The following is a 20,633-nucleotide window of genomic DNA, read 5'->3' as shown; positions in this document are numbered from 1 at the left end:
TGCGATCATGGATGCATCCAAGAAATGGACTATGCCGATCAGGAACTGGAAACCGGCCTTGAACAGATTCATGATTGGATTTGTTTAACAACGGCAGAGACACAGTTAGATTTACACTCTCCCTTTATAAGTAGGCACTTAAAGCAGTGGTTGACTCCTCGAAATAACCAACGCTGACTACCCATTGTCTCAAATCATGGATACACCTATATTTTCGTAGGCGATATTGGTGCTTCTTCTTCTTCCCAAATATTCACTGGTATTTTCCCCTTCACAGCGGATAACGCTTTCTCTTCCGCGTTCTCGAACCGCTAAATAGTGTGAGCGCTGAGTGGGAGAATACAACATGGCTATACGTATACCATTTGTATGCGTCACACACCCAACGTCAAATGCGTCGCGGGGCTTAGAGCATAAATCTCCTCTTTTGACGATTCCTTTGATTCCTGCTTTATTGGGGAACAGCGATTCCAAAACCTCCATAGTGGTTTTGGAAAATATTTCAGTCAGAAAACGTGAGAGCGTTGGTTCATCAAAGCTATGAATCTTTGCGTAATCCCTATAGGAAACCATTGGGAACCCTATCCACTCATCGTAAAGACTCTTCGAAATCAAGCGAAATGGCTCTTCTGGCAATTGTACTGGTGTAGCCATATTGCTGAAATAACTAAAGGGGTAGCTCCTGTTTTCAAGAAAGCTTTTTAGTGTACGCAAGTGCTTTCTTATGCACTTTCTCTGGGGTTCACTGAATCGGTCAGCCTCTTTTTCAAACGCTTTTTGCAGCTGTTGAAGAGACCAACTTCTAGCAAGGTCAGGAGATATATCTGATGGAGAATCATATCGTCTTACCACTGGCTGCTCAAGAAGTTTCACCAAGGTGCAATGTATGTTGGCAGGCTTTCCAGGATCTTTATCATTGACGTCCATGACTTCAGGATGGCGTGTTTCTGGCGGAACAATTTCATCCTGAATGGCTCGAACACCGACAAGATGTCCGGTTTTACTAATGATCTTATCTTTGGAAAGTGGTTTCTTTGCAATCTCTCTTGTTTTTTCAACAACATTTTTATTCATCGCATCAGCCATAATGACCATTTTTCCAGTGACGGCAGCCATTTTTTCTTTATCACCCTGAGCATCGGAAACCTCTTGCTTCCTCTGTTCAATCATCCCGAATTTTTTATTCGTTTTGGTTATTCTCTTTGTTCTTACGGGTTGAACTAACATGGATGGATCAGGGGGCAAAGTTTCGGGAGTTAGTGATAGAGATTTATTATCAGGCTTTTCAGCTCCGCCTGTAACAACATCGTCCAGGGAAGGATACAAAGGTGCGGAAGGATCTACTGCTGGCGGAACAGGTTCAAAAAAAGCTTCTTTTATTTTTTCAGTGCTTGGGGTGGCTGGATGTGGCTCAACGGGGAGTGAAACTGTTGAGGGTGGAAGTGAGTTTGCTTCTACTCCTGAATCATTTTGTCCCACTCTTGCTAAAAGCTTTTGCCATGGGGAAATTTTATCAAGCTCCGCCTGCTTATGGCGTTCCTCTAGTTCCTTCAAGCATCTTTCAATATCACCTACTGCTGCAGTAGCTTCTCGATAGTTCTTATCTTCTCTGGTTTCTCTTTCACGCTCTTGCTGAGTCTTTTTTTGTGCTTCCGGTCTCATTTGAACACTGTCGGAACCAGATAGCGCTTCTTCCCCTTCTCCCTCATCGGAAGATTCCCCAGGCTGGGAAGGGGATGTCACTTCACTGATGATGTTATTGATATCCAGTTGATATTCTTCAAACGCTAATAAATCCTGTACAGCCTGGATCTGGTTTCTCTGTTCCTCAGTTGAACACTTAGCCACGGTTTTGTCTTTTCCTGCATAACGGTAAGTTTGTCGAATGCAGTGTTTTCTAACATCCTTTGTTAGCAAATCCATCTGGTCTGCCAGACTGTCTACAGATTTTTTAATAAGACTTCTGGCATATTCAGATTTTGGAAGAGCTTTGGTTACTCTCCTGAACTCTTCCATACAGGTTGTGAAATGTGCGGCTGCTATATCTTTATTCGGGGACACAAAAGCGTGTGTCAGCTTGTTTATGAAACCTGCAACATCTCTTTCCAAAGATAAACGCTCTTTATCATCTTTCTCGGCGGCCAGTATCCTTTGATATAAAACAATACTGTCTAATCCAAACTCTTCGGAGGCAAAATATCCCTCCAGGGAGAAATCTTCCAGCTCATCACACAGTTGATCGAACTCCCTATCCAGAATCTCAGGGGTAATGCTTTCTGGAATTTTATAACCTTCTTCTGGACGAGGCTGCACCAACTCTTGACGCTTTTTGACCCATTCCACTTTACGCTCGGAGCACTTCGGACGGCTCCAAACATCCTGGCTCTTTTCTGGTAGGTGTTTAGGGGTATTGTCAGATGATTTGTCTTTTACTGTTGGAACCTTTAATTTCGAATGGTGTTTTTGTGGTTTCGGATCGACTTGTAATTCCATGGGTGAGTCTGCCTGTTTGACCTGTTCTTAGTCTCTATCGGACAGCGGCTCGATACAGGAGTTTTCTTTTTGTTAGAAATACTAAACCCTAGTGTTGTAAAGACTGGAGGGGGACGAGCACATGCTCTAATGAATTGAGGAAAACAGCAGTAGAGAACCTCTTTACTGTTATGACGCCCATGTTGGTTTCTTCTTTTCCATAACTACGCAGTTCACCTTTGGGACTTACGTATCTATATAATGTCTGTCTTGAGACTGATCGCAAACACCATCATTTACGATAACTCTGCACTTCTATCAGGGCTGGTAGAAAAACTTGAGAAGCAGGGAAACAAAAAGGTAGTTGATATTTTGGCCAGTCTTTCTCCTGTAGCCTGGAGTCATATCCAGCTTGCGGGCAACTGTATCTTTGCAAGTCGGGAAGAAATTCTCAACTTGCAAAGCATGCTGGAAGGTGTCGACCCTCTGTTTGAATCTGCGCTAGATGATGAGTTGGCTGCTTAGCAGCCAACTCATCATCTAGCGCAGATTTCCTTTTGATGGGACTTTTCTCTGAAACCCCTAGTGAGAATAGGCGGCTGATGTCGACTGATTACTCAGTGCTGATTGAGAACGCATCACCAGCAGACAGGGGGTCAGTACCAGCGTCAGCACTGTAGCAAATGCCAGGCCTCCTGCCAGCGCTGTAGCCAGTTGATTCCAGTAAGCTGTAGAAGGCGCACCTATTTCAATACGGCCATCAAACAGATAGATGTTGGCGTTCATCACCATCGGAATCAGTCCCAGGATTGTGGTGATGGTTGTCAGCAATACAGGACGCAGGCGCTGAGCGCCGGTTCGCAGTATCGCTTCTGTCGCATCCAGCCCCTTGCGCCGGAAAATATTGTAGGTATCGATCAATACAATATTATTATTCACCACAATACCGGCCAGAGAGATGATTCCCACGCCAGACATAACAATGCCAAAGGGTTGCCCTGAAATCAGCAGGCTCAACAGCACTCCGCCAGTCGACAATACAACGGCACTGAGAATCAGGCTCATCTGGTAGTAGCTGTTAAACTGGGTCACCAGAATTATGGCCATGACAAACAGTGCGACCATAAATGCGTTAACCAGAAACTTACCGCTCTCCTGTTGATCTTCCTGTTCGCCTTTAAAGGTAAAACCAATATCCGGCTCCAGATCCAGTTCTTTCAACATTTCAGCAAGAACCGGTAGTTCCCTTGCCAGCTGAACACCTTCTTTCAGATCGGCATCAACAGTAATGGCACGGCGGCCATCAACCCGCTGAATATTACCAACCCGTGGCTGTACCGTTCTTGTCACAAAGCTGCTGACCGGCACCAGACCGTTGGCTGTCATAACCCGCAGGCTGTCGAGTTGTTCAATATGACGCTGGTCCTTAGGGTAACGGGCGCGAATCTCGACTTCTTCGTCTACATCGTCTGGGCGATAATCCCCCAGACGCAATCCATTAGTCACCAGCTGTACAGTACTGCCAACCACGGCAACATCTGCGCCAAATCGTGCGGCTTTGGTGCGGTCTACATCCAACTGCCACTCAAGTCCTGGTGTCGGACCGTTGTCGCTAATATTGGTAAAACCTCCGTGACTGGCCAGCCTGGTTTTGATCTCGGCCACGACGCTCTGCAACTTGTCGAAATCGCTGCTAACCACCTCCAGTTGCAATGGCTTGCCATTCTGGGGGCCGCCTTTCATGACCTGCACTTCCACTTCAAGCCCTGGAATGGTTTCCAATCGCCGACGAATCTCGGCAGAGCCGTAGTCTGAATGATGGCGGTACTGCCATTCGAACAGGGTAATGCGTAAGGTACCGACTTTGGTGGAACCACCTGCACGGCTATAAACCGTGTCAATCTCGTTAAAATCTTCCAGCAGAGCTTCCGCTCTCAGTACCAGTGCATTCTTCTCTTCAATAGAAAGATCCGCGCCCCGGGCCCGAAGATTTACAATAATGTTTTTGTTGTCGGTCTCAGGGAAAAACTCAACGCCCGGTCCATGGGTGGCAAAGGTTGAGAAAATGGTTACCACAATAACCAGCGTTGATCCCAGAACCAGCCAGGGATGACGTACTGCTTTGGCCAGAAAGCGCACATAACTGCCACTCAAACCTTTTATAGTGAGAATGTCACCGGTTTCTGCCTGCTCATAAACCTGTGTCTGTTCCGGCGTTAGTAAGCGCGGTTTTCCAAACAGGCTTCCCAGAGTTGGAATGAAAATCAGCGCCGTCACCAAAGATGCCGTCAGAGTGGCAATCATGGTCAGCGGCAGATAGCTCATAAACTCACCGGCAATACCTGGCCAGAAGAGCAGAGGAGCAAACGCTGCCAGCGTGGTCGCTGTAGAAGCAGTAATGGGCCAGGCCATGCGCTGGGCTGCTTCCCTGTAGGCCTGCTTCCGGTGCTGACCTTCAATCATTTTCCGGTCTGCGTATTCGGTTACAACAATGGCGCCATCTACCAGCATGCCCACCGCCATAATCAGCGAGAACAGCACCACCATATTAACGGTGTAACCCAAAACACCAAGCACCAGAATACCGGTTACGAATGATGTGGGGATGGCCATACCAACTAACCCGGCACTGCGTAAACCCAGAGCACCCACAACCACAATAACAACCAATAGAACCGCTGTGAGCACATTGTTCTGCAGATCATTCAACATGTTCTGCACTTCAATGGAAGTATCACCTACATAATCGACCTGCAGATTTGATGGCCAGAATGGACGCAACTGTTCCACCATCGCTTTCACCTCGGCGATGGTTTCAAAGATGTTCTCTCCAGGGCGTTTTTTTATCTCAAGTGCGATACTTGGTCGGCCGTTCAAGCGAGCATAGCTGTCTGGATCCTTGTAGGTGACCCGCACATCGGCGATATCGGCAAAGGTGACCACGCGATCACCATTGACCTTGATTGGCTGGGATAAAATGTCGGCTGGTGTCTTGTACACCGAAGGTAATTTAATCGGGAAACGGCCTTTACCAGTATCCAGCCTGCCGGCCGCGACTAACTGATTATTACGGGATACCAGATTAAAGATGTCGTTCTGATTCAAGCCATAGGTTTCCATCCGCAGAGGATCAATAATGATCTCTGCTACATCTTCTCTGTCACCTCCGATATCAACCTCAAGCACTTCCTTTAAGGCTTCCAGTCGCTCCTGCAGATCACGACCCACTTTGATCAGTGCAACCTGGCTGACATCACCGGAAAGAATCACATTAATAACGGGTTCTTCCTGAGCCAGCGTCACCTGATTGACGACGGGCTCATCGGTATTATCGGGTAGTTTGGCTTTGGCTTGATCCACTTTGTCCCGCACATCACTCAGTGCTTTATCGGGATCAACCCCAGCCACAAACTCCATCACCACAGAGCCATGGCCTTGTGACGATGTAGAACTCAATTCTTTCAGACCATCGATGCCCTGCAGTTCGTTCTCCATGGGCCGAACCAGCAGACTTTCTGCATCTTCAGGAGAAATGCCTTCGTGGGACATCGACACGTAAATCACCGGAATCGTAATATCCGGTGAAGACTCTTTGGGGATAGATAGATAAGTCGCTGTGCCAGACACCAACAGTAACAACAACACCATAAGAATGGTTCTGGAGTGATCCAGCGAAGCACGTATCAGATTGACCATATTACTGCTCCGCGGCGGGTTCTGGATTTACAAAATCGCCATCACGTACATAGCCCTGCCCTAAGGTTATCACTCGTACTTTGTCGTCCAAGCCAGCTAACCAGATACCATCACTCTCAGTACGGACAATATCTATGGGGGCAAAGCGTACTTGATTATTATCTTGCAGATACTTAATGCCCGGCTCGCCAGTTTCGCTCAGGCTGAGCAGAGCAGGGGAGACCTTGATAGCTGAAGTCTGGTCAAAACCAAGAGTTACCTCTGCACTGATGCCGGCCGGTATACGGTAATCAGCATTGGCAAAGCTGACTTCCACATTAAAGGTATTGGTGGCGGGATCAGAGTTAGAGGCAATATAACGCACTGTTCCCGTGTGTGTTTCACCTGTTAAGAGACGAATGGAAGCATTTTGGCCAAGCTCAATATCCGCTATATCTGTTTCTGAGACATAGACGACAACCACCAGTGGATCGAGATCAACTATTTCCGCCACGGCACGACCTGTATCCAGAAAGTCACCCTTTTCGACAAAGCGCTGGTTCAGCTTACCGGTAAAAGGAGCCTCAATTGTGGTGTTGGCGAGCTCCAGTTGCCAGCGCTTCAACTCAGCTTTTGCTGAGGCTAAAGCTGACTGAGCTGCAGCCAACTGGGTGCGTGCCTGAAAACCCTGGGCATTGAGTTTTTGGACGCCTTCAAACTCCAGAGTTCTCTGGGCTACCAGAGCCTTGGCATAGGCCAATTGATCAGCCCGTGCATCGCGATCTAACGCGACCAGAGGCTGCCCAGCTTTTACAAGACTGCCTTTTGTGGCCAGTACTTTTATAACCTCGCTGTCCAGCTCACTGCTCACCGTCACCATACGATCAGCGAAAGTGCGGCCATAAAGGGCAAGCTCTCGAGCCACAAGCTCAGCTTGATAGGTAGTAAACTCGACTCTGGCCAGTTTGTCCTGCCCGGCTTGAAGTGAACCTTCTGCTGTCGTTTGTTCTTCGGCCGGAGGTACACCTTCACCGGCCATAATGTGCTCGCCACTTAAAAGATAAAAGAACAAGGCCAGGCTGATAATCAGGGCCAGAAGATAAGGGCGTTGCTGAAATTGATTGACCAATGCTTTCACAATGAGGCTCTGGTTTGCTGTTATTGGTTAAGGGCGTAACCCTGCCATGGGAAATCCCGCCTGATGACTTGAGCAACTCACGATTCTCAGGTGGCTGGCAGACCCTGAACCACCTTGTTTTTTTTATTGCTTGGACTTTGCCGATTATTGTAGGGAAAAGCAAACCGTTCCTGCTTGGGCATTGTACAAATGAATGGCCAGCTCCTGAGTACAGGGTTGCTGTTACCTGCTACGTGCGTGGTAACACTTCAACGTAGCGGATGCTTTCTGGGTAACACTTTGTAACCTCCTGATTTCAAGCTATTTCTCCGCTACCCCTTGATATACAAGGGATGTCGTGTTTTGGCACACCACCTGCAATGTATAGGGCGTAAGCAGGCAAAAGATTCCGGAAGAGAATCTTGCCAAACGAGCAGTAACAATAATAAGAATACGGTAATAACAACAATAAAGGCCGGCTCGAGTAACAAGAACAGTCGTATAATAAAAACAAGAATAATAATAAAAACAAAAGACCCTTTCCGAGAATCCAGGCCCCGCATTGCGGGGTTTTTTTCTTGCCTGTTGCTTTTCTATACGACAGCTATTGATTGACTTCTGTTAACTCATAAAATGATCAATAAATAATAAACCTTCTGCAAGATGTGCTATGTCAGGATGACGAAGTATGTGTGATGTTTGTAAGGACAGTCGTTCAACTTATCAATGAGACTAGGTTTAGTCCGGTACACACGGGTGTCCGCGCTATTATGGGCCATCAGGTTGGCTTCTATTTTAAACTTGCGTAGCATCACCATTCTGGCAATAGTGTAAAACTGGAAAATTCTGCAGGATGCAGAGGAGTTGTTGATATGGATATCGAAACAGATTTGAAGATATTGCGAAATGGCCACCAAAACGCCTACCACACGTTTATTTTTAATGTGCTGAGTATTCATGGGTCCGTTGACCCTCGAACGGATGACATCCCCTCATCGCTATCTATGACTCTGGTTCCTGCATCATTTGAACGGCTCTTAGCTGCCCGTAAAGCCATAGATGATGGCGTTAGTATTGCGGGCTGTTTTCTTCGACCATCTGATCTGGAAACAGATCTGCCAGAACATCTCCTCCGAGGGGCAGAGTTACGCCTTACTTTGATTCCTGAAGCTGAGAACTACCAGCTTCAGGCACAATGTTATTGTCAGAGTACAGGCTGCATTTATCAGGCGGAGCAATTCATAGAGAAGAGTTGGTTCGATAATAGACTTGAACAGAGCTGAATCTGCATAGAGAGATCAAACGTAAGGCAGGAAGAGTATATTTAGGAGTTCTTCTGTGCTGATCCGAACAAAAAACCGCAGCGATGTGCGTAGCAGTGAAATCACTTCAGAAACTGTTTACCAGGATCGCCGCCGCTTTCTGAAAAAAGGTGGTCAGTTTGCGTTGGCTGGCCTTGGTCTGACTCTGGTTGGGTGCTCCGATGATCTGACTCAAACAATTGCTGCAAAAAACACCCCCGCAAGCACAGATGTCAATATTCCTCAGTTCAATGCTCCGCAATGGCTGCAGCAGAAGGTCGCTGCGCATACTAAAAGTCAGTTTCTCACCGAAGATGCACTTACCCCCTACCCCACTGTTGCCGGCTACAACAACTTTTATGAGTTCGGTTATGGCAAACAAGACCCGGCAGAACATGCAAAAGATCTGATTACTGATCCTTGGTCAGTCATTGTGGAAGGTGCTGTAGAAAAACCAGGCACATATACACTGGAAGATATTCTGAAGCCCCATGATCTGGAAGAACGCATCTATCGCCTGAGATGCGTAGAAGCCTGGTCTATGGTTGTGCCCTGGGTTGGTTACTCCCTTGCCAACATGCTCAAACGCTTTCAGCCAACCTCAAAAGCGAAATATGTTGAGTTCCATACTCTTTACGACCCGGAACAAATGCCTGGCCAGCGTTCCCGTTTGAGCTCTATTGAGTACCCGTATGTAGAAGGTTTAAGAATTGATGAAGCCATAAACCCACTCACCTTTATGGCTGTTGGGCTTTATGGCAAAACCCTGCCACCACAGAACGGCGCTCCCCTCAGGCTGGTAGTACCTTGGAAGTATGGTTTTAAAAGCATCAAATCTATTGTCAGAATCCGTTTTACAGAAACCATACCCAGAACAACCTGGGTGAAATCAGGCCCCAGTGAATATGGCTTTTTTGCCAATGTGAACCCCAATGTCGATCACCCCCGCTGGAGTCAGGCCATGGAAAGACGCCTGCCAGATACTTTGTGGGAACCGAACCGCATCGAAACCAGAATGTTCAATGGTTACGAAGAGGAAGTGGCCCATCTCTATAGCGGCATGGATTTAAGCAAGTACTATTGAGGCAGTAATAATGGACTGGGTAGCACGAACCAAACTGCTGATCTTTCCCCTGTGTCTGGCACCTCTGGGTTTCCTGATTCAGGCCGTACTGAGTAATACACTGGGGCCAGACCCAGCGAACACCTTAACCCGGGATCTTGGGGAATGGGCGCTGATATTTCTATGTGCCGGTTTAGCTATTACACCTCTTCGCACAATCACCGGCGTTAACAAGCTTATTCGTTTTCGCAGAATGATTGGCCTGTTTGCTCTGCTTTATGCACTGCTGCATGTGATTGCGTATCTGGCATTTATGCTCGGGTGGCAATGGCTAACGCTGCTCGAAGACCTTTATAAAAGGCCGTACATTATTGTGGGTGCTATGGCAGTGGTTATTCTTGTCGCCCTTGGGATCACTTCTACAAAACCTATGATGCGCCGTCTGGGTAAAAACTGGGTGAAACTACACAAGCTGGTTTACCTTGCGGCAAGCTTGGCTGTATTGCACTTTCTGTGGCTGGTAAAGAGTGATTATACGGAACCAGTTGTGTACGGTCTGACTATTTTGAGCCTTCTCATTTTGAGAGTTCCTGGATTCAAAAAGGCTCTACGTTTCTGAGAAAGACGAGCAACACTCTTCTCTCAGCCAGTCTTTGAAACATTCACTTGTTCCCAGTTCAAATCCGGCATTGATTCCAGGTAGACTGGGCTCATAACCGGAAGCAACCGCTCTTCAATAAGACGTTCTGCATGATGAATGCTATAAAGTATCTGGCCATAATCAATAGCCAGATCAAAGTCTGCACTGGTGGCATCAACCAATGCCCCTTCTGCGAACATTTGAATACTGATATCAGGATACTTTTTATAGAACTGTGGCAAACGAGGTGTCAGCCATTTAAATGCAAACGACGGTCACTGAACATTAGGTTGAACTATGTCAGGCCGCTATTTGGCTGATATCGTTTCCGGTAAACAAACAGATATAGATCCGGAAGGATTGGGCGCAGAACGTTACTAAACGAGGTGAAGGCTGTGTCTTTCATTCATAAGACACAGCCATCATGGGTATTAGTGTTCCTGCGGGGTAATAATGCCTAACAGATACGCGGCTCCCCCCAAAGTATATTGATCATCCCTGCACTCATCAGTGACTTTCCCAATTTCTTTGTATTTTTCATAAGAATCAGGGCCGAGTTTCTTATAAAGCTTCCCCCACTTATTCGAATAATCTGTGGTTTTAGCGTTTTCGTACTTACCCACTTCTTCGTAGAAATTAACGTGCTTTATTTTGAAACGGTGATCTTCTACTTTTGCGAAATCTTCATAATACTTAGGGCCGAGTTTCTGATAAATCTTCCCCCAATGATTCGAATACGGTGTGGTGTCTTTACTTGCATACTTACCAATCTCTTCATAATAATCAGGGCCGAGTTTCTTATAAATCTTCCCCCAATGATTCGAATAATCTGTGGTCTTTCTGCCTTCTACTTTTCCTATTTCTTCATAGAAGTTAACGTGTTTGACATAAACCTTACACTCTAGAGCTGATGCAATAGAGCTTGCCGCAGAAAGAACGAGACCAATCAGTAATGCATGTTTTTTCATTTGAAAGCCTTTTTTTCGATAATTACATAGAACTAACCAAGGATTGTTTTTTATCACCATAAAAACCAAACATCAAATCCATTTCAAACAATAAAAAATAAATGCCATTTTTGCGGAAAGTGCATATTAACTGAAAATGCATTCTGCTAAATTCATGCGGGAATAAATATAAGAAACCATTATTTCACTTTAAAAAATAAAAACATTTCTTATCTGATATTGAATAAAGAAATCTGCACCGATAACATTCAACTTATCAAGTTAGTTTTAATTTCATCTATTCAAGTCATCTTTGTGCTTATTTCTGTGCAAGTGGCATTGAATGTCTGTAACTTGATTTAAAAATGGAAACACTTTCAATCAGGAAGAATAATTCAATGAAATTTAAAAGATTTACGCTAACAACTGCTGCAGCGTTGTTAGCGGGATGTGCGCAGTTTTCTGACCAAACAAATCAGTTCACAGAAGACCCCAACACTGAACCTAAAGAAGCCTCGGCTTCAACAACAACATCAAACACTGCCGTTATTGATCATCTGTCACTTAGTAAGGATATTACTGGCGGTGATCTTACAGAAGATGACTACAAGAATGCCACGGCAGGGTTTATTGCACGACCGAAGGAAGATCTTATTATTTGCCCAGGAAATAAGGATGTAGATTATACAGACGAGTCAGACCCTTGTGGGGATGACATAGCACCGATATGGAGCTTGAAAGATTACATGGCTCTTCTGGCTGAAAATGGAGGCGATGCTGACCATGACAACTATATAGACAGTGGCGATTTCACATTTAACCCACTACCTGGTGAAGGCGCTGATCCTAACGAAGAAAGTGAGATGACGGTTAATCCCAGCTTATGGCGGAATGCCAAGTTGAATGTTTATTACGGCCTTTATCAGGTTCACAATGTTAACAGCAAGTCTAAAACTCCGGAGCTGGGAGATATTTATCAGGTTCGTGGATACGACCTCTCTAATATAACATTCGTAAAAGGGGAAGAAGGCTGGATTGTGTTTGATCCTTTGATTTCACCGGAAACAGCCAAAGCCTCTTACGACTTAGTCACAAAACATCTTGGTAACTACGATGTAACTAGCATCATATATAGCCACAGCCATTCCGATCACTACGGTGGCATCACAGGGCTCGAGAGTGTTCTATCAGAAGAATTTGAGATTTATGCTCCCGAAGGTTTTACCGAACATGCAGTTTCAGAGAATGTGATTGCCGGTAATGCCATGGGGCGCCGTGCGGTTTATATGTATGGATCGCTACTGGATAGAAATAGAAAGGGCAGTGTGAATGCTGGTCTTGGAATGACCACCTCCACAGGAGTTCCCGGGTTATTGCTACCTACAACGCTGATTAGTGAAGAGACAGAAAGCACCACATGCACTGAACTCAAGACAGGCCGCTGCCCTTACAGTGTTGATGGTGTCAACATGGTGTTCCAGATGACACCAGGCACTGAAGCTCCTGCTGAAATGAACACTTGGCTGCCAGATCAGAAAGCTTTGTGGATGGCAGAAAACACCACCAATACAATGCATAACATTCTCACTTTGCGTGGCGCAAAAGTACGTGATGCACTGCTGTGGGCGAAATACCTCAATGAAACCATTGAACTTTACGGCGATGAAGCAAAGGTAAAGTTCCAGAGCCATCACTGGCCAGTTTGGGGACAGCCGAACATTAAGGAATATCTGGAAAAACAGCGCGATGTTTACAAGTACATGCATGATCAGACTGTACGCATGATGAACAAGGGTTATAACGGTGAAGAAATCTCCGAAATGATGGAGCTGCCTGGAACCCTGGAGCAAAATTGGGCGACACGGGGTTACTATGGCACCCTGCGCCATAATACCCGCGCTATTTATCAGTACTATATGGGCTGGTATGACGGCCACCCTTCGGATCTGAATAACCTGCCGGATGTACAGGCTTCTATCCGTTATGTGGACTTTATGGGCGGTGCAGATAAGGCCTATGAGAAGGCTAAAAAGGCCTTTGATCGTGGCGAGTATCGCTGGGTTGCAGAAGTTCTAAAGCATGTTGTCTTTGCTTATAAGTCTGTTCAATTCAATCTGGGCAATGGTGATTACAGCTACTGTGAGTCCTGTGATGATCCGAACGGACCACTTCCGGAAAACGTTGATAAGCATGCCAAGGCCCTTTTAGCTGACACTCTGGAACAACTGGGTTATCAAGCAGAATCCGGCCCCTGGCGTTCAGTTTATCTGCAGGGTGCACAGGAACTGCGGGCAATCATAGATAAGGGCAATATCGAAAAACCTAATGCTCTGCAGCTAGCAACCCCTGATGTTATCGAACAGATGTCAGTTGATATGCTTCTGGATTATCTTGCTATTCGCCTGGATGTAAATAAGGCTAATAATACGGAGATCTTCTTTAATATCGTAGTTCCAGACACTCCTAATAATTCAACATCATGCAACACTCATGCACAGAGTGCTCCGCAGGATCGCGATCAACCAAAATGCGGTTACAGCATAACCTTGAAAAATAGTGTGTTGAATTATAGCTTTGACATGACAAAGCCAAATAGCGCAGATGTATATTTGGCTAAGAAAACCTTATCTGATCTTCTGGTGGGAAACATCACTATTGATGATATCAAGTGGGTGAATTCCTCTGAGGAAGTCGGTGATTCAGAGAATCAAATCTACGCTGAGAATCAGGGAGAATTCGAAACGTTCATCGAACAATTTGAAATTCTTACAGAACCAGCAGCACAAACAGATTACTTTTGGTTCGATATCATCACCCCTAACGAGCCTGTTGATATGATTATCAACTAATTGCATGTTGGGAAACTATTAAGTGATACACCTTAGGTCTGGACATTCGTTTCAGACCTAAGGCCAGAAGCGGCCGCTCGCTGGCACCTGATTACCACTGTAAGTCAGCCAACTTAAGAAGACTTTCTAACATCGGGCATGCAGGCTCTGTTCACACTAACTGTGGGTTAAGCCAATGAGATGCCTCCTGATCTAATAAACTCTCTTCTGAGAAGATATGTGCCTTTAAAAATCGTTTCCAGCCCAGATAGCCCGATAAATATTTCGTTGCTACGTCTTTGAAAAAGCCATTGATCCAACGTTTGAGCTCACTGTGATCTGAAGCAGTAAAAATGGACACCCATAGACTGAGAGGGTCAAACAATGGGAGTCCTCATTTTCCCCCTCTACAGATAATTCTCTAATGACCGATATAGCCGATATATCCCTTAAAGCTATGGTGGAACCTTTGCTATGGACAGCAGGCCTGCTTATCTAGCCAAAAACTATGAAGATGTGAAAGCTCACTTTACTGATCTGCGGAACAAAGGGGTAAATATTGAGAAAATAGGGATGACACGGAACGGATCTCTGGTTACAAAAGAGGAGTTTGAGCAAGAGAACATAGGATTTTTTCAATACCTGAGAGGGGAAATACAGGACTCGCAGGGTGAGAACTTTGCACAATATCGTGAGCGCTGTGATAATTACTGGCTTCACGCAAAACCAATAGCACAGCGCTCAGCGGAACCTGTTCCGCCTTCATCGGATTCTGAAGGTTATATGACACCTCCAGAGTATTCTCAAGAAAAAGCGCCGTATCAATCGCTTATCAACGCAAACCCGCCCCCTGCTTCTTCCGGAGACCTTTCTAAATTCGACCGTGAAGTTGTGGCCGCACAAGAAAAATATGGGCTTACAAATGAGGAATTACAGGTTATATATGCTTCCCCTCCTCAGCCTTTTAATCCTGCTGCATTCCATACATGTGTGGATGCATGGAGAAGAGTGCGTGGCATACCGAATCACGCCTTAACATTCACCAGGTTCTGGGCTGCCACAGCGGGAGGAAACTCAAATTTTGACAGCGTGGAAAAAATACTTAAGGCCTTTGAATGGGGTAAATCTGAAGCTCTTGTTGAAGGCTCAACTGTGCTGATCAAAGCCTGGTTGGCTTTACGCCCTTACCCAGGTTTAGATAAACCTGAAAATATAGGACTACTCACTCAACAAGAGTTGCTTGATAAAAGGGTAATCGATGATATTGAAGTACTGTTCAACTGTTTCTATTTAGAAAGAACCACCAAGAATCCAGATTTTTGCATGACAAAAGTAGAGATATGCAAAGGTGCGAAGAAGGGAATTCTAACAGATAACGACAGGAGTATTTTGGGATATTACTCTTCTCAACGGCTAACACAGGAGCGGGAAAACGCACTGCAGCTTCCGGCCATGCAGACCCTTCTAAAGGTTCCGCAAATAAAAGCTCTCCATGATATAAGTGAGCCCAAAGAACCCAATATGAAAGCACTGTGTACATGCTGCCATATACTGAGTTATAAGGGCAATAATGATTATATTGAGCACGAAGTTCAGCGTTGGGCCCATGATCCTATGGTTTATGGCATGAGGATGCTTGGCCTTGAAGTGTTGAGCCAAGACATGGGGTACTTAGATACAAGTGAGTTCCGCCAATCGCTGCAAAAGAGCTATGGCCTTGGCGAAAACGACGCTAAAGCTCTTTCTGTAAACCTCAAGCACGTTATTCCTTCGGTGATGAATGGAAAAATAGAACTCAAAAAGTGGCTTGCTCAGATTGGTGAGCCGAGAGCTCGAGCAGCAAAAGCTCTTTTATATCAAAAATTCTGTAAGATCGAATCCGAGTTTGATCGTCAAATGGGGTTTCTGGGTGATCTTCTGGAGGTTGCTGCCCGTATGGAAAGACTGCAAGATAAAATAGCAGACCTTCCTCACAGTTGACGGTATTGCACGAACAGTTCTAACTCTGGTGCACAAAACAGCTTCTGCACACCGGAGAACAGCAGTCATATCTGTATCAGTTCACATGACTTACATCATTAATGCTGGTCAAACTGTTATTGTTACAAATCGGACATTTCACACTGTTGGAAAGAGTCCGTTAGGAACTGGTGTTAACACTCCTCAGCCATACGGCTCAATGAAGCCAGCGACATAACAGCTGACATGTTTGCACACAACCTTACCGTCATGCCCGAAGGCGCAAGAAAAAGCCGCCGGAGAATGCCAGTGAAAAGTCAGGAGCAATCAGAAAAATTCCCGTCATGGTGGCCTGCGACCGCCAGCAACATGTAACCGATGCCGTTCTCGAACATGTGAGTAACGATAAACTCTTCACGCAACTGGCAGACCAACTCAACGTGACGCTGAAAGAGTTGGTCACATTCAAACAGTCAACGCTTATCACAGTGAGCTCAAACGTTGTATCAATGGTTTTTTCACAGGTGTGGCAACAAAAATTTATCGCGTTATCTGGGCTGGAAACGATTTTTAAAGACACATATCTTCTCAGAAGAGCGTTTGTTAGATCAGGAGGCATCTCATTGGTTTAACCCACAGTTAGTGCGAACAGAGCTTAGTGGACGCTTTAGATAAATAAAATAATGATGTGAACCAGTACGGCTCCGAAGCTTTTAGAAACATTCTGCAGGGAAATAAGTGGGTACAAAACATGAGCCGGCGTCTATTTTTACAGCCTAATATCAACTTTTAGTAGCGCTGTAAAGCAACACACCTGAAAAATTCTATACTCCCTACGTTGATACAAACGAAGGAGGAAACTTCCTCATGAATACTTTTACACTCGAGGGCTGGTGCAAAGACGATCATGCGAAACGGGCACTACCTATAGAAAGAATTCATTTCAAAATAAACGATGAGTATCACCTTCTACTGGAACAGGCTGAAGAAGAATTACAGGAAAACCATAACCCAGAGAAATATGTGCCTATCGACATTTCTACAATGGAGCTGTCCACATCGAATGATTGTGGCTCATTAAAAGACTGCAAAATTAGAGTGTATATTCGAAACGACGACCAACGAGGGCAGTTCCATTTGGTGGGTCACCGAGAACTTGATAATTGTCTCGTTTACAGCAATGCCGTAATGATTGATCAGCTTGGTTAGTTATGTAAGTGACACCGATAATTCATATTTCTTAAACGACAGTTACATGCTCATTTTCCCCTGGGAGGACGTTGGCGCTCAGGGGATCGGTTATAAAAAAAAGATTCCTGAGTTTCTCAGGCAGGAATAGCATCGTTAATCTGTAAAATCTGTGTTAACCCCTGCCGATCTTCAACCATATCTGCCAGCGTGTATTGGTTTAACGTCGCCAAGAAGGCGTCCATGGCTTCAGAGAAAGCGTCTTTCAAGCAACAGTTACCGACTAAAATGCAGTTGCCATGACTGCAGTCGACGACATCCAAATGCTTTTCCAGTAGTCGAATCGTTTCTCCCAGAAAGATCTCTTCAGCAGGCCTGTTCAGGGTTATACCACCACCCTTCCCCCGCATCCCACGCACTAACCCGGCATGGGTTAATTGATTGATGACTTTAACCATATGGTTACGAGAGACGTTGTATACCTCTGTAACTTCACTGATTCTGGAAATATGTCCCTGTGGCTGAATAGCCAGATAGAGCAGAGCACGCAGGCCAATATCGGTATAAGTGGTGAGTCGCATAACTCTTTTTCTGCGGTCACAAACGGTTTAAAAAATTGTAACTGAATTCCGGTTGAACATGTATTTAAAATACAACATTATAAAGATGCATTTTAAATGCAACTTATAAGAACAACTTTTAACTTCAGGATGCTTATGCTTTCGTCCGAGACCATTACTACGATTCAAGCCACGATTCCGCTGCTCGAGACAGTCAAAACCGGTCTCACCAAACATTTTTATAAGCGCCTGTTTCACCACCATCCAGAGTTGCAGGATGTGTTCAATATGAGCCATCAGCGAACTGGAGGACAACCCGCCGCCCTGTTTGACGCAGTGCTGGCCTATGCGCGTAACATTGAAAACCTGGAAGCACTGCTGCCAGCGGTTGAACGTATTGCCCACAAGCACACCAGTTTTCTGGTTAAACCTGAACAATATGATGTTGTTGGTCACCACCTGATCGAGACTATTCGTGAACTGGCCGGTGAAGCGGCAACTCCTGAGGTATTGCAGGCCTGGTCTGAGGCTTACCAGCTGTTGGCACAGGTGTTTATTGGTCGTGAAAACACACTCTATGAACAACAGGCCCAAAGCCATGGAGGCTGGGAAGGTACTCGGAGCTTTGTGGTTTCCAGAAAAGAAAAAGAAAGTGCACTGATTACTTCATTCTATTTAGAAGCTGAGGACGGCCAGCCAATACTTGGCTACAAACCTGGCCAATACCTTGGCATTCAGGTGAAACCCGTGGGCTCTAAATATCAGGAAATTCGCCAGTATTCTCTCTCTGATGCCTCCAATGGTCAGTATTATCGCATCAGTGTTAAACGTGAGAATGGCGATGAAAAAGGTGTTGTATCTAACCACCTGCACGATCATGTTCAGGTCGGAGACAAGTTGGGAGTCATGCCGCCAGCAGGAGATTTCTACTTGGAAACACAATCACAGAGTCCAGTCGTACTTTTAAGCGGTGGTGTTGGGTTTACACCTCTGATGGCAATGCTCAATACACTGATTCAAGAGCAACATCAGGGGCCGATATTATGGCTGCACGGTTGTGAGAATAGCGAACATCATGCTCTGGCTGAGGATATACAGCAGAAAGCAACACAGCATGAAAACCTGAAAAGTTACACCTGGTATAACCAGCCCACTGATGCAGATGTGGACGCCTCTTCTCACACAGGTGAAGGCGTTATGAACCTTGAACAGGTTCGTGAAGACATTGACCTGCCTCACACACATTTCTATTTCTGTGGTCCACTTCCGTTTATGCAGTTTGTAAATGACACACTGAAAGGTTGGAGGGTGGAAGAACACCGTATTCACTATGAAGTGTTTGGCCCGCACAGCAGCCTGTAATTGAGCCGCTCGGAAATGGACAGGAAAGGTTGTCACTGCATTTGATATATACAGTGACAACCTATTCTTTTCCATTTCATGGTTGTCCATTAAGCGATTCGGGCATACATGATATGTTGGGATCCTGCAGCTCCCGCGGGACAAAAACCATGGCTTTTGGAAAAAGCGAAATCCAGCTCAAAGAAGCCTCCCCATGACTCTGATCACTTTCTATACCTTTGTATAGACAACACGTATGATTGCATAACCAGCGCCGTATAATTGCGGTATAAAAATGAAATAGAATAATTCTACTGCAAGGGTATTTTCTTTGAGTCTGTTTAGAATCACCAGCGTACTGGAAGGTCTCTCTTACCTGATTATTTTGTCTGTGACTGCAGGTTTGATCAGTCGTGACTTTGTATTTGCCTTGGGTATTGCCCATGGTGTGTTATTTCTTCTTTATCTGGTGTTGTCGTTGCATACCTCACATAAGCAGGGTTGGTCTGTGATGATCTGGCTGATGGTATTTCTGGCGGCTCTTGTACCGTTCGCCTTTATTGCTGTCGAGATGTATCTACGGAAATCCCCGCAGGAACCACAAGTACAAACCACTTAGGCCTTTAAATATAACAAACCAGCCTTGAGCATTTATAAAGTGGCACCCTTCGATGCCAACAGTTTTTTCACACTCAACACCATTACATAGGGTGCGCTTACTTATTAATTTATCTTTTTCAAAAGCTGTACTTCTGACACCTGCGATCGACGCCATTATTTTGCGCATAATTACTAGTAAATCGTCGTAGACCCCCCCCTCTCCTGAACTATAAATCAAACACGATTATTATTTTTCCCACTCAGGAGTTGCTACGTGAACTGTGTAAACCAGTGCTATTTTGATCAGGCTAAGATTCGCCCTGTAGGACAAATATCTGTTTATCCAGGTTTTTCCAGCTATGACGAGCGCCTGACCAAGGTTCTGAATCATGAACATCGGGAAATCCTTGCGACTTACATTGAATTATCCCTGGGCTGTAAAAAAGGCAACGCCAACAATGGGCAGTTGTTAGTCCGGTTTACTAATCAGCTTAAAAATCATTTTATTCTTGAAGACTCAAAGCTTTACCCCAACCTGTTCAAAGGCTTAAAAGAGTATCCGTCGTCTAAGGCGATTATTGAGAATGTCAGTATGCGAATGCATAACGCGAGTCAGAAGATTGCCCAATTTTTGCAGGAGACTAAAAGCACAGAAATGTGCGACAGAGACTGGTCACATTTTGAGATAAAGCTTTCTGCGATTGGAAAATCACTCAAGGAACGCGTGGATCTCGAAGAGCAGGTGCTGTTCCCTATTTATGACGACCTTCACCATTTCTGATTTTCCGTAAGTTGAGCGAACTCATACTGATACTGTTCAATCGTGCCATTTCTATAATGAGCCGATGGTGGCTGCTTTATTTTTGGCTCTTTCGCAGGTTGGCTGATCATTTCTGAGCCTCCTGTCGAATTTTCAGATACAGATATTCAAGATCGTTATAG

At 45.3% G+C, this 20,633-nt stretch carries 16 protein-coding genes; 10 read left to right on the top strand and 6 right to left on the bottom strand.

Going from position 1 to position 20,633, the window contains the following annotated elements; genetic code table 11:
- Nucleotides 1-189: 189 nt before the first annotated feature.
- Nucleotides 190-2,493, bottom strand: a complete 2,304-nt coding sequence (locus QMA35_RS17000; RefSeq protein ID WP_281648348.1) for a hypothetical protein — start codon at nucleotides 2,491-2,493, stop codon at nucleotides 190-192.
- 240 nt (nucleotides 2,494-2,733) lie between these two features.
- Between QMA35_RS17000 and QMA35_RS16995 the strand changes: the two genes are divergently transcribed.
- Nucleotides 2,734-2,997 carry a Tn3 family transposase gene (locus QMA35_RS16995; protein WP_281648347.1) on the top strand — a complete coding sequence of 88 codons (264 nt, stop codon included), beginning with the start codon at nucleotides 2,734-2,736 and terminating at the stop codon, nucleotides 2,995-2,997.
- Between the two features lie 57 nt (nucleotides 2,998-3,054).
- Here the strand turns inward: QMA35_RS16995 and QMA35_RS16990 are convergent, their stop codons facing one another.
- Together QMA35_RS16990 and QMA35_RS16985 are read right to left on the bottom strand one after the other, a co-directional pair.
- Complete coding sequence (locus tag QMA35_RS16990) at nucleotides 3,055-6,168, bottom strand: efflux RND transporter permease subunit (protein ID WP_281648346.1); 3,114 nt, start codon at nucleotides 6,166-6,168, stop codon at nucleotides 3,055-3,057.
- Nucleotide 6,169: 1 nt separating this feature from the next.
- A complete protein-coding gene (locus QMA35_RS16985; protein WP_281648345.1) occupies nucleotides 6,170-7,285 on the bottom strand; it encodes an efflux RND transporter periplasmic adaptor subunit in 1,116 nt (371 codons plus the stop codon).
- An 851-nt stretch (nucleotides 7,286-8,136) separates the two neighbouring features.
- Between QMA35_RS16985 and QMA35_RS16980 the strand changes: the two genes are divergently transcribed.
- Genes QMA35_RS16980 through QMA35_RS16970 form a run of 3 tightly spaced genes read left to right on the top strand, consistent with a single transcriptional unit; the run spans nucleotide 8,137 to nucleotide 10,247 of the window.
- On the top strand, nucleotides 8,137-8,547 hold the full coding sequence (locus QMA35_RS16980) for a hypothetical protein (protein ID WP_281648344.1): 411 nt from the start codon (nucleotides 8,137-8,139) through the stop codon (nucleotides 8,545-8,547).
- Between the two features lie 55 nt (nucleotides 8,548-8,602).
- Entirely contained in the window at nucleotides 8,603-9,649 is a 1,047-nt protein-coding gene (gene msrP / locus QMA35_RS16975; protein WP_281648343.1) for a protein-methionine-sulfoxide reductase catalytic subunit MsrP, read from the top strand.
- A 10-nt stretch (nucleotides 9,650-9,659) separates the two neighbouring features.
- Nucleotides 9,660-10,247: a protein-methionine-sulfoxide reductase heme-binding subunit MsrQ gene (locus tag QMA35_RS16970; protein ID WP_281648342.1), complete on the top strand. Its 588-nt coding sequence runs from the start codon at nucleotides 9,660-9,662 to the stop codon at nucleotides 10,245-10,247.
- Nucleotides 10,248-10,270: 23 nt separating this feature from the next.
- On the opposite strand, the gene QMA35_RS16965 is transcribed toward QMA35_RS16970, so the two are convergent.
- Nucleotides 10,271-10,510, bottom strand: coding sequence for a LysR substrate-binding domain-containing protein (locus QMA35_RS16965; protein ID WP_281648341.1), 240 nt, complete (start codon nucleotides 10,508-10,510; stop codon nucleotides 10,271-10,273).
- Nucleotides 10,511-10,699: 189 nt separating this feature from the next.
- Nucleotides 10,700-11,236, bottom strand: coding sequence for a hypothetical protein (locus tag QMA35_RS16960; RefSeq protein ID WP_281648340.1), 537 nt, complete (start codon nucleotides 11,234-11,236; stop codon nucleotides 10,700-10,702).
- Nucleotides 11,237-11,613: 377 nt separating this feature from the next.
- On the opposite strand from QMA35_RS16960, the gene QMA35_RS16955 reads away from it, so the two are divergent.
- The 3 genes from QMA35_RS16955 (at nucleotide 11,614) to QMA35_RS16945 (ending at nucleotide 17,211) form a co-directional block, all read left to right on the top strand.
- Entirely contained in the window at nucleotides 11,614-14,064 is a 2,451-nt protein-coding gene (locus QMA35_RS16955; RefSeq protein ID WP_281648339.1) for an alkyl sulfatase dimerization domain-containing protein, read from the top strand.
- A 453-nt stretch (nucleotides 14,065-14,517) separates the two neighbouring features.
- Complete coding sequence (locus QMA35_RS16950; protein WP_281648338.1) at nucleotides 14,518-16,023, top strand: hypothetical protein; 1,506 nt, start codon at nucleotides 14,518-14,520, stop codon at nucleotides 16,021-16,023.
- A gap of 846 nt (nucleotides 16,024-16,869) precedes the next feature.
- Nucleotides 16,870-17,211, top strand: coding sequence for a hypothetical protein (locus QMA35_RS16945; protein ID WP_281648337.1), 342 nt, complete (start codon nucleotides 16,870-16,872; stop codon nucleotides 17,209-17,211).
- Between the two features lie 116 nt (nucleotides 17,212-17,327).
- Here the strand turns inward: QMA35_RS16945 and QMA35_RS16940 are convergent, their stop codons facing one another.
- A complete protein-coding gene (locus QMA35_RS16940) occupies nucleotides 17,328-17,771 on the bottom strand; it encodes an Rrf2 family transcriptional regulator (RefSeq protein ID WP_281648336.1) in 444 nt (147 codons plus the stop codon).
- Nucleotides 17,772-17,906: 135 nt separating this feature from the next.
- Here QMA35_RS16940 and hmpA point away from each other — a divergent pair, with 135 nt between their 5' ends.
- The 3 genes from hmpA (at nucleotide 17,907) to QMA35_RS16925 (ending at nucleotide 20,472) form a co-directional block, all read left to right on the top strand.
- Nucleotides 17,907-19,112 (top strand): NO-inducible flavohemoprotein, encoded by a 1,206-nt coding sequence (gene hmpA / locus QMA35_RS16935; RefSeq protein WP_281648335.1) that lies wholly within the window; start codon nucleotides 17,907-17,909, stop codon nucleotides 19,110-19,112.
- A 310-nt stretch (nucleotides 19,113-19,422) separates the two neighbouring features.
- Nucleotides 19,423-19,710 carry a DUF3817 domain-containing protein gene (locus QMA35_RS16930; protein ID WP_281648334.1) on the top strand — a complete coding sequence of 96 codons (288 nt, stop codon included), beginning with the start codon at nucleotides 19,423-19,425 and terminating at the stop codon, nucleotides 19,708-19,710.
- Between the two features lie 255 nt (nucleotides 19,711-19,965).
- Nucleotides 19,966-20,472, top strand: a complete 507-nt coding sequence (locus QMA35_RS16925; protein ID WP_281648333.1) for a hemerythrin domain-containing protein — start codon at nucleotides 19,966-19,968, stop codon at nucleotides 20,470-20,472.
- Nucleotides 20,473-20,633 lie beyond the last annotated feature (161 nt).

This window comes from Parendozoicomonas sp. Alg238-R29 (genome assembly GCF_947331445.1).
GTDB lineage: Bacteria > Pseudomonadota > Gammaproteobacteria > Pseudomonadales > Endozoicomonadaceae > Sansalvadorimonas.
Note: the sequence above shows the minus strand (reverse complement) of the source record. Positions and strands in the feature narration are given on the sequence as shown.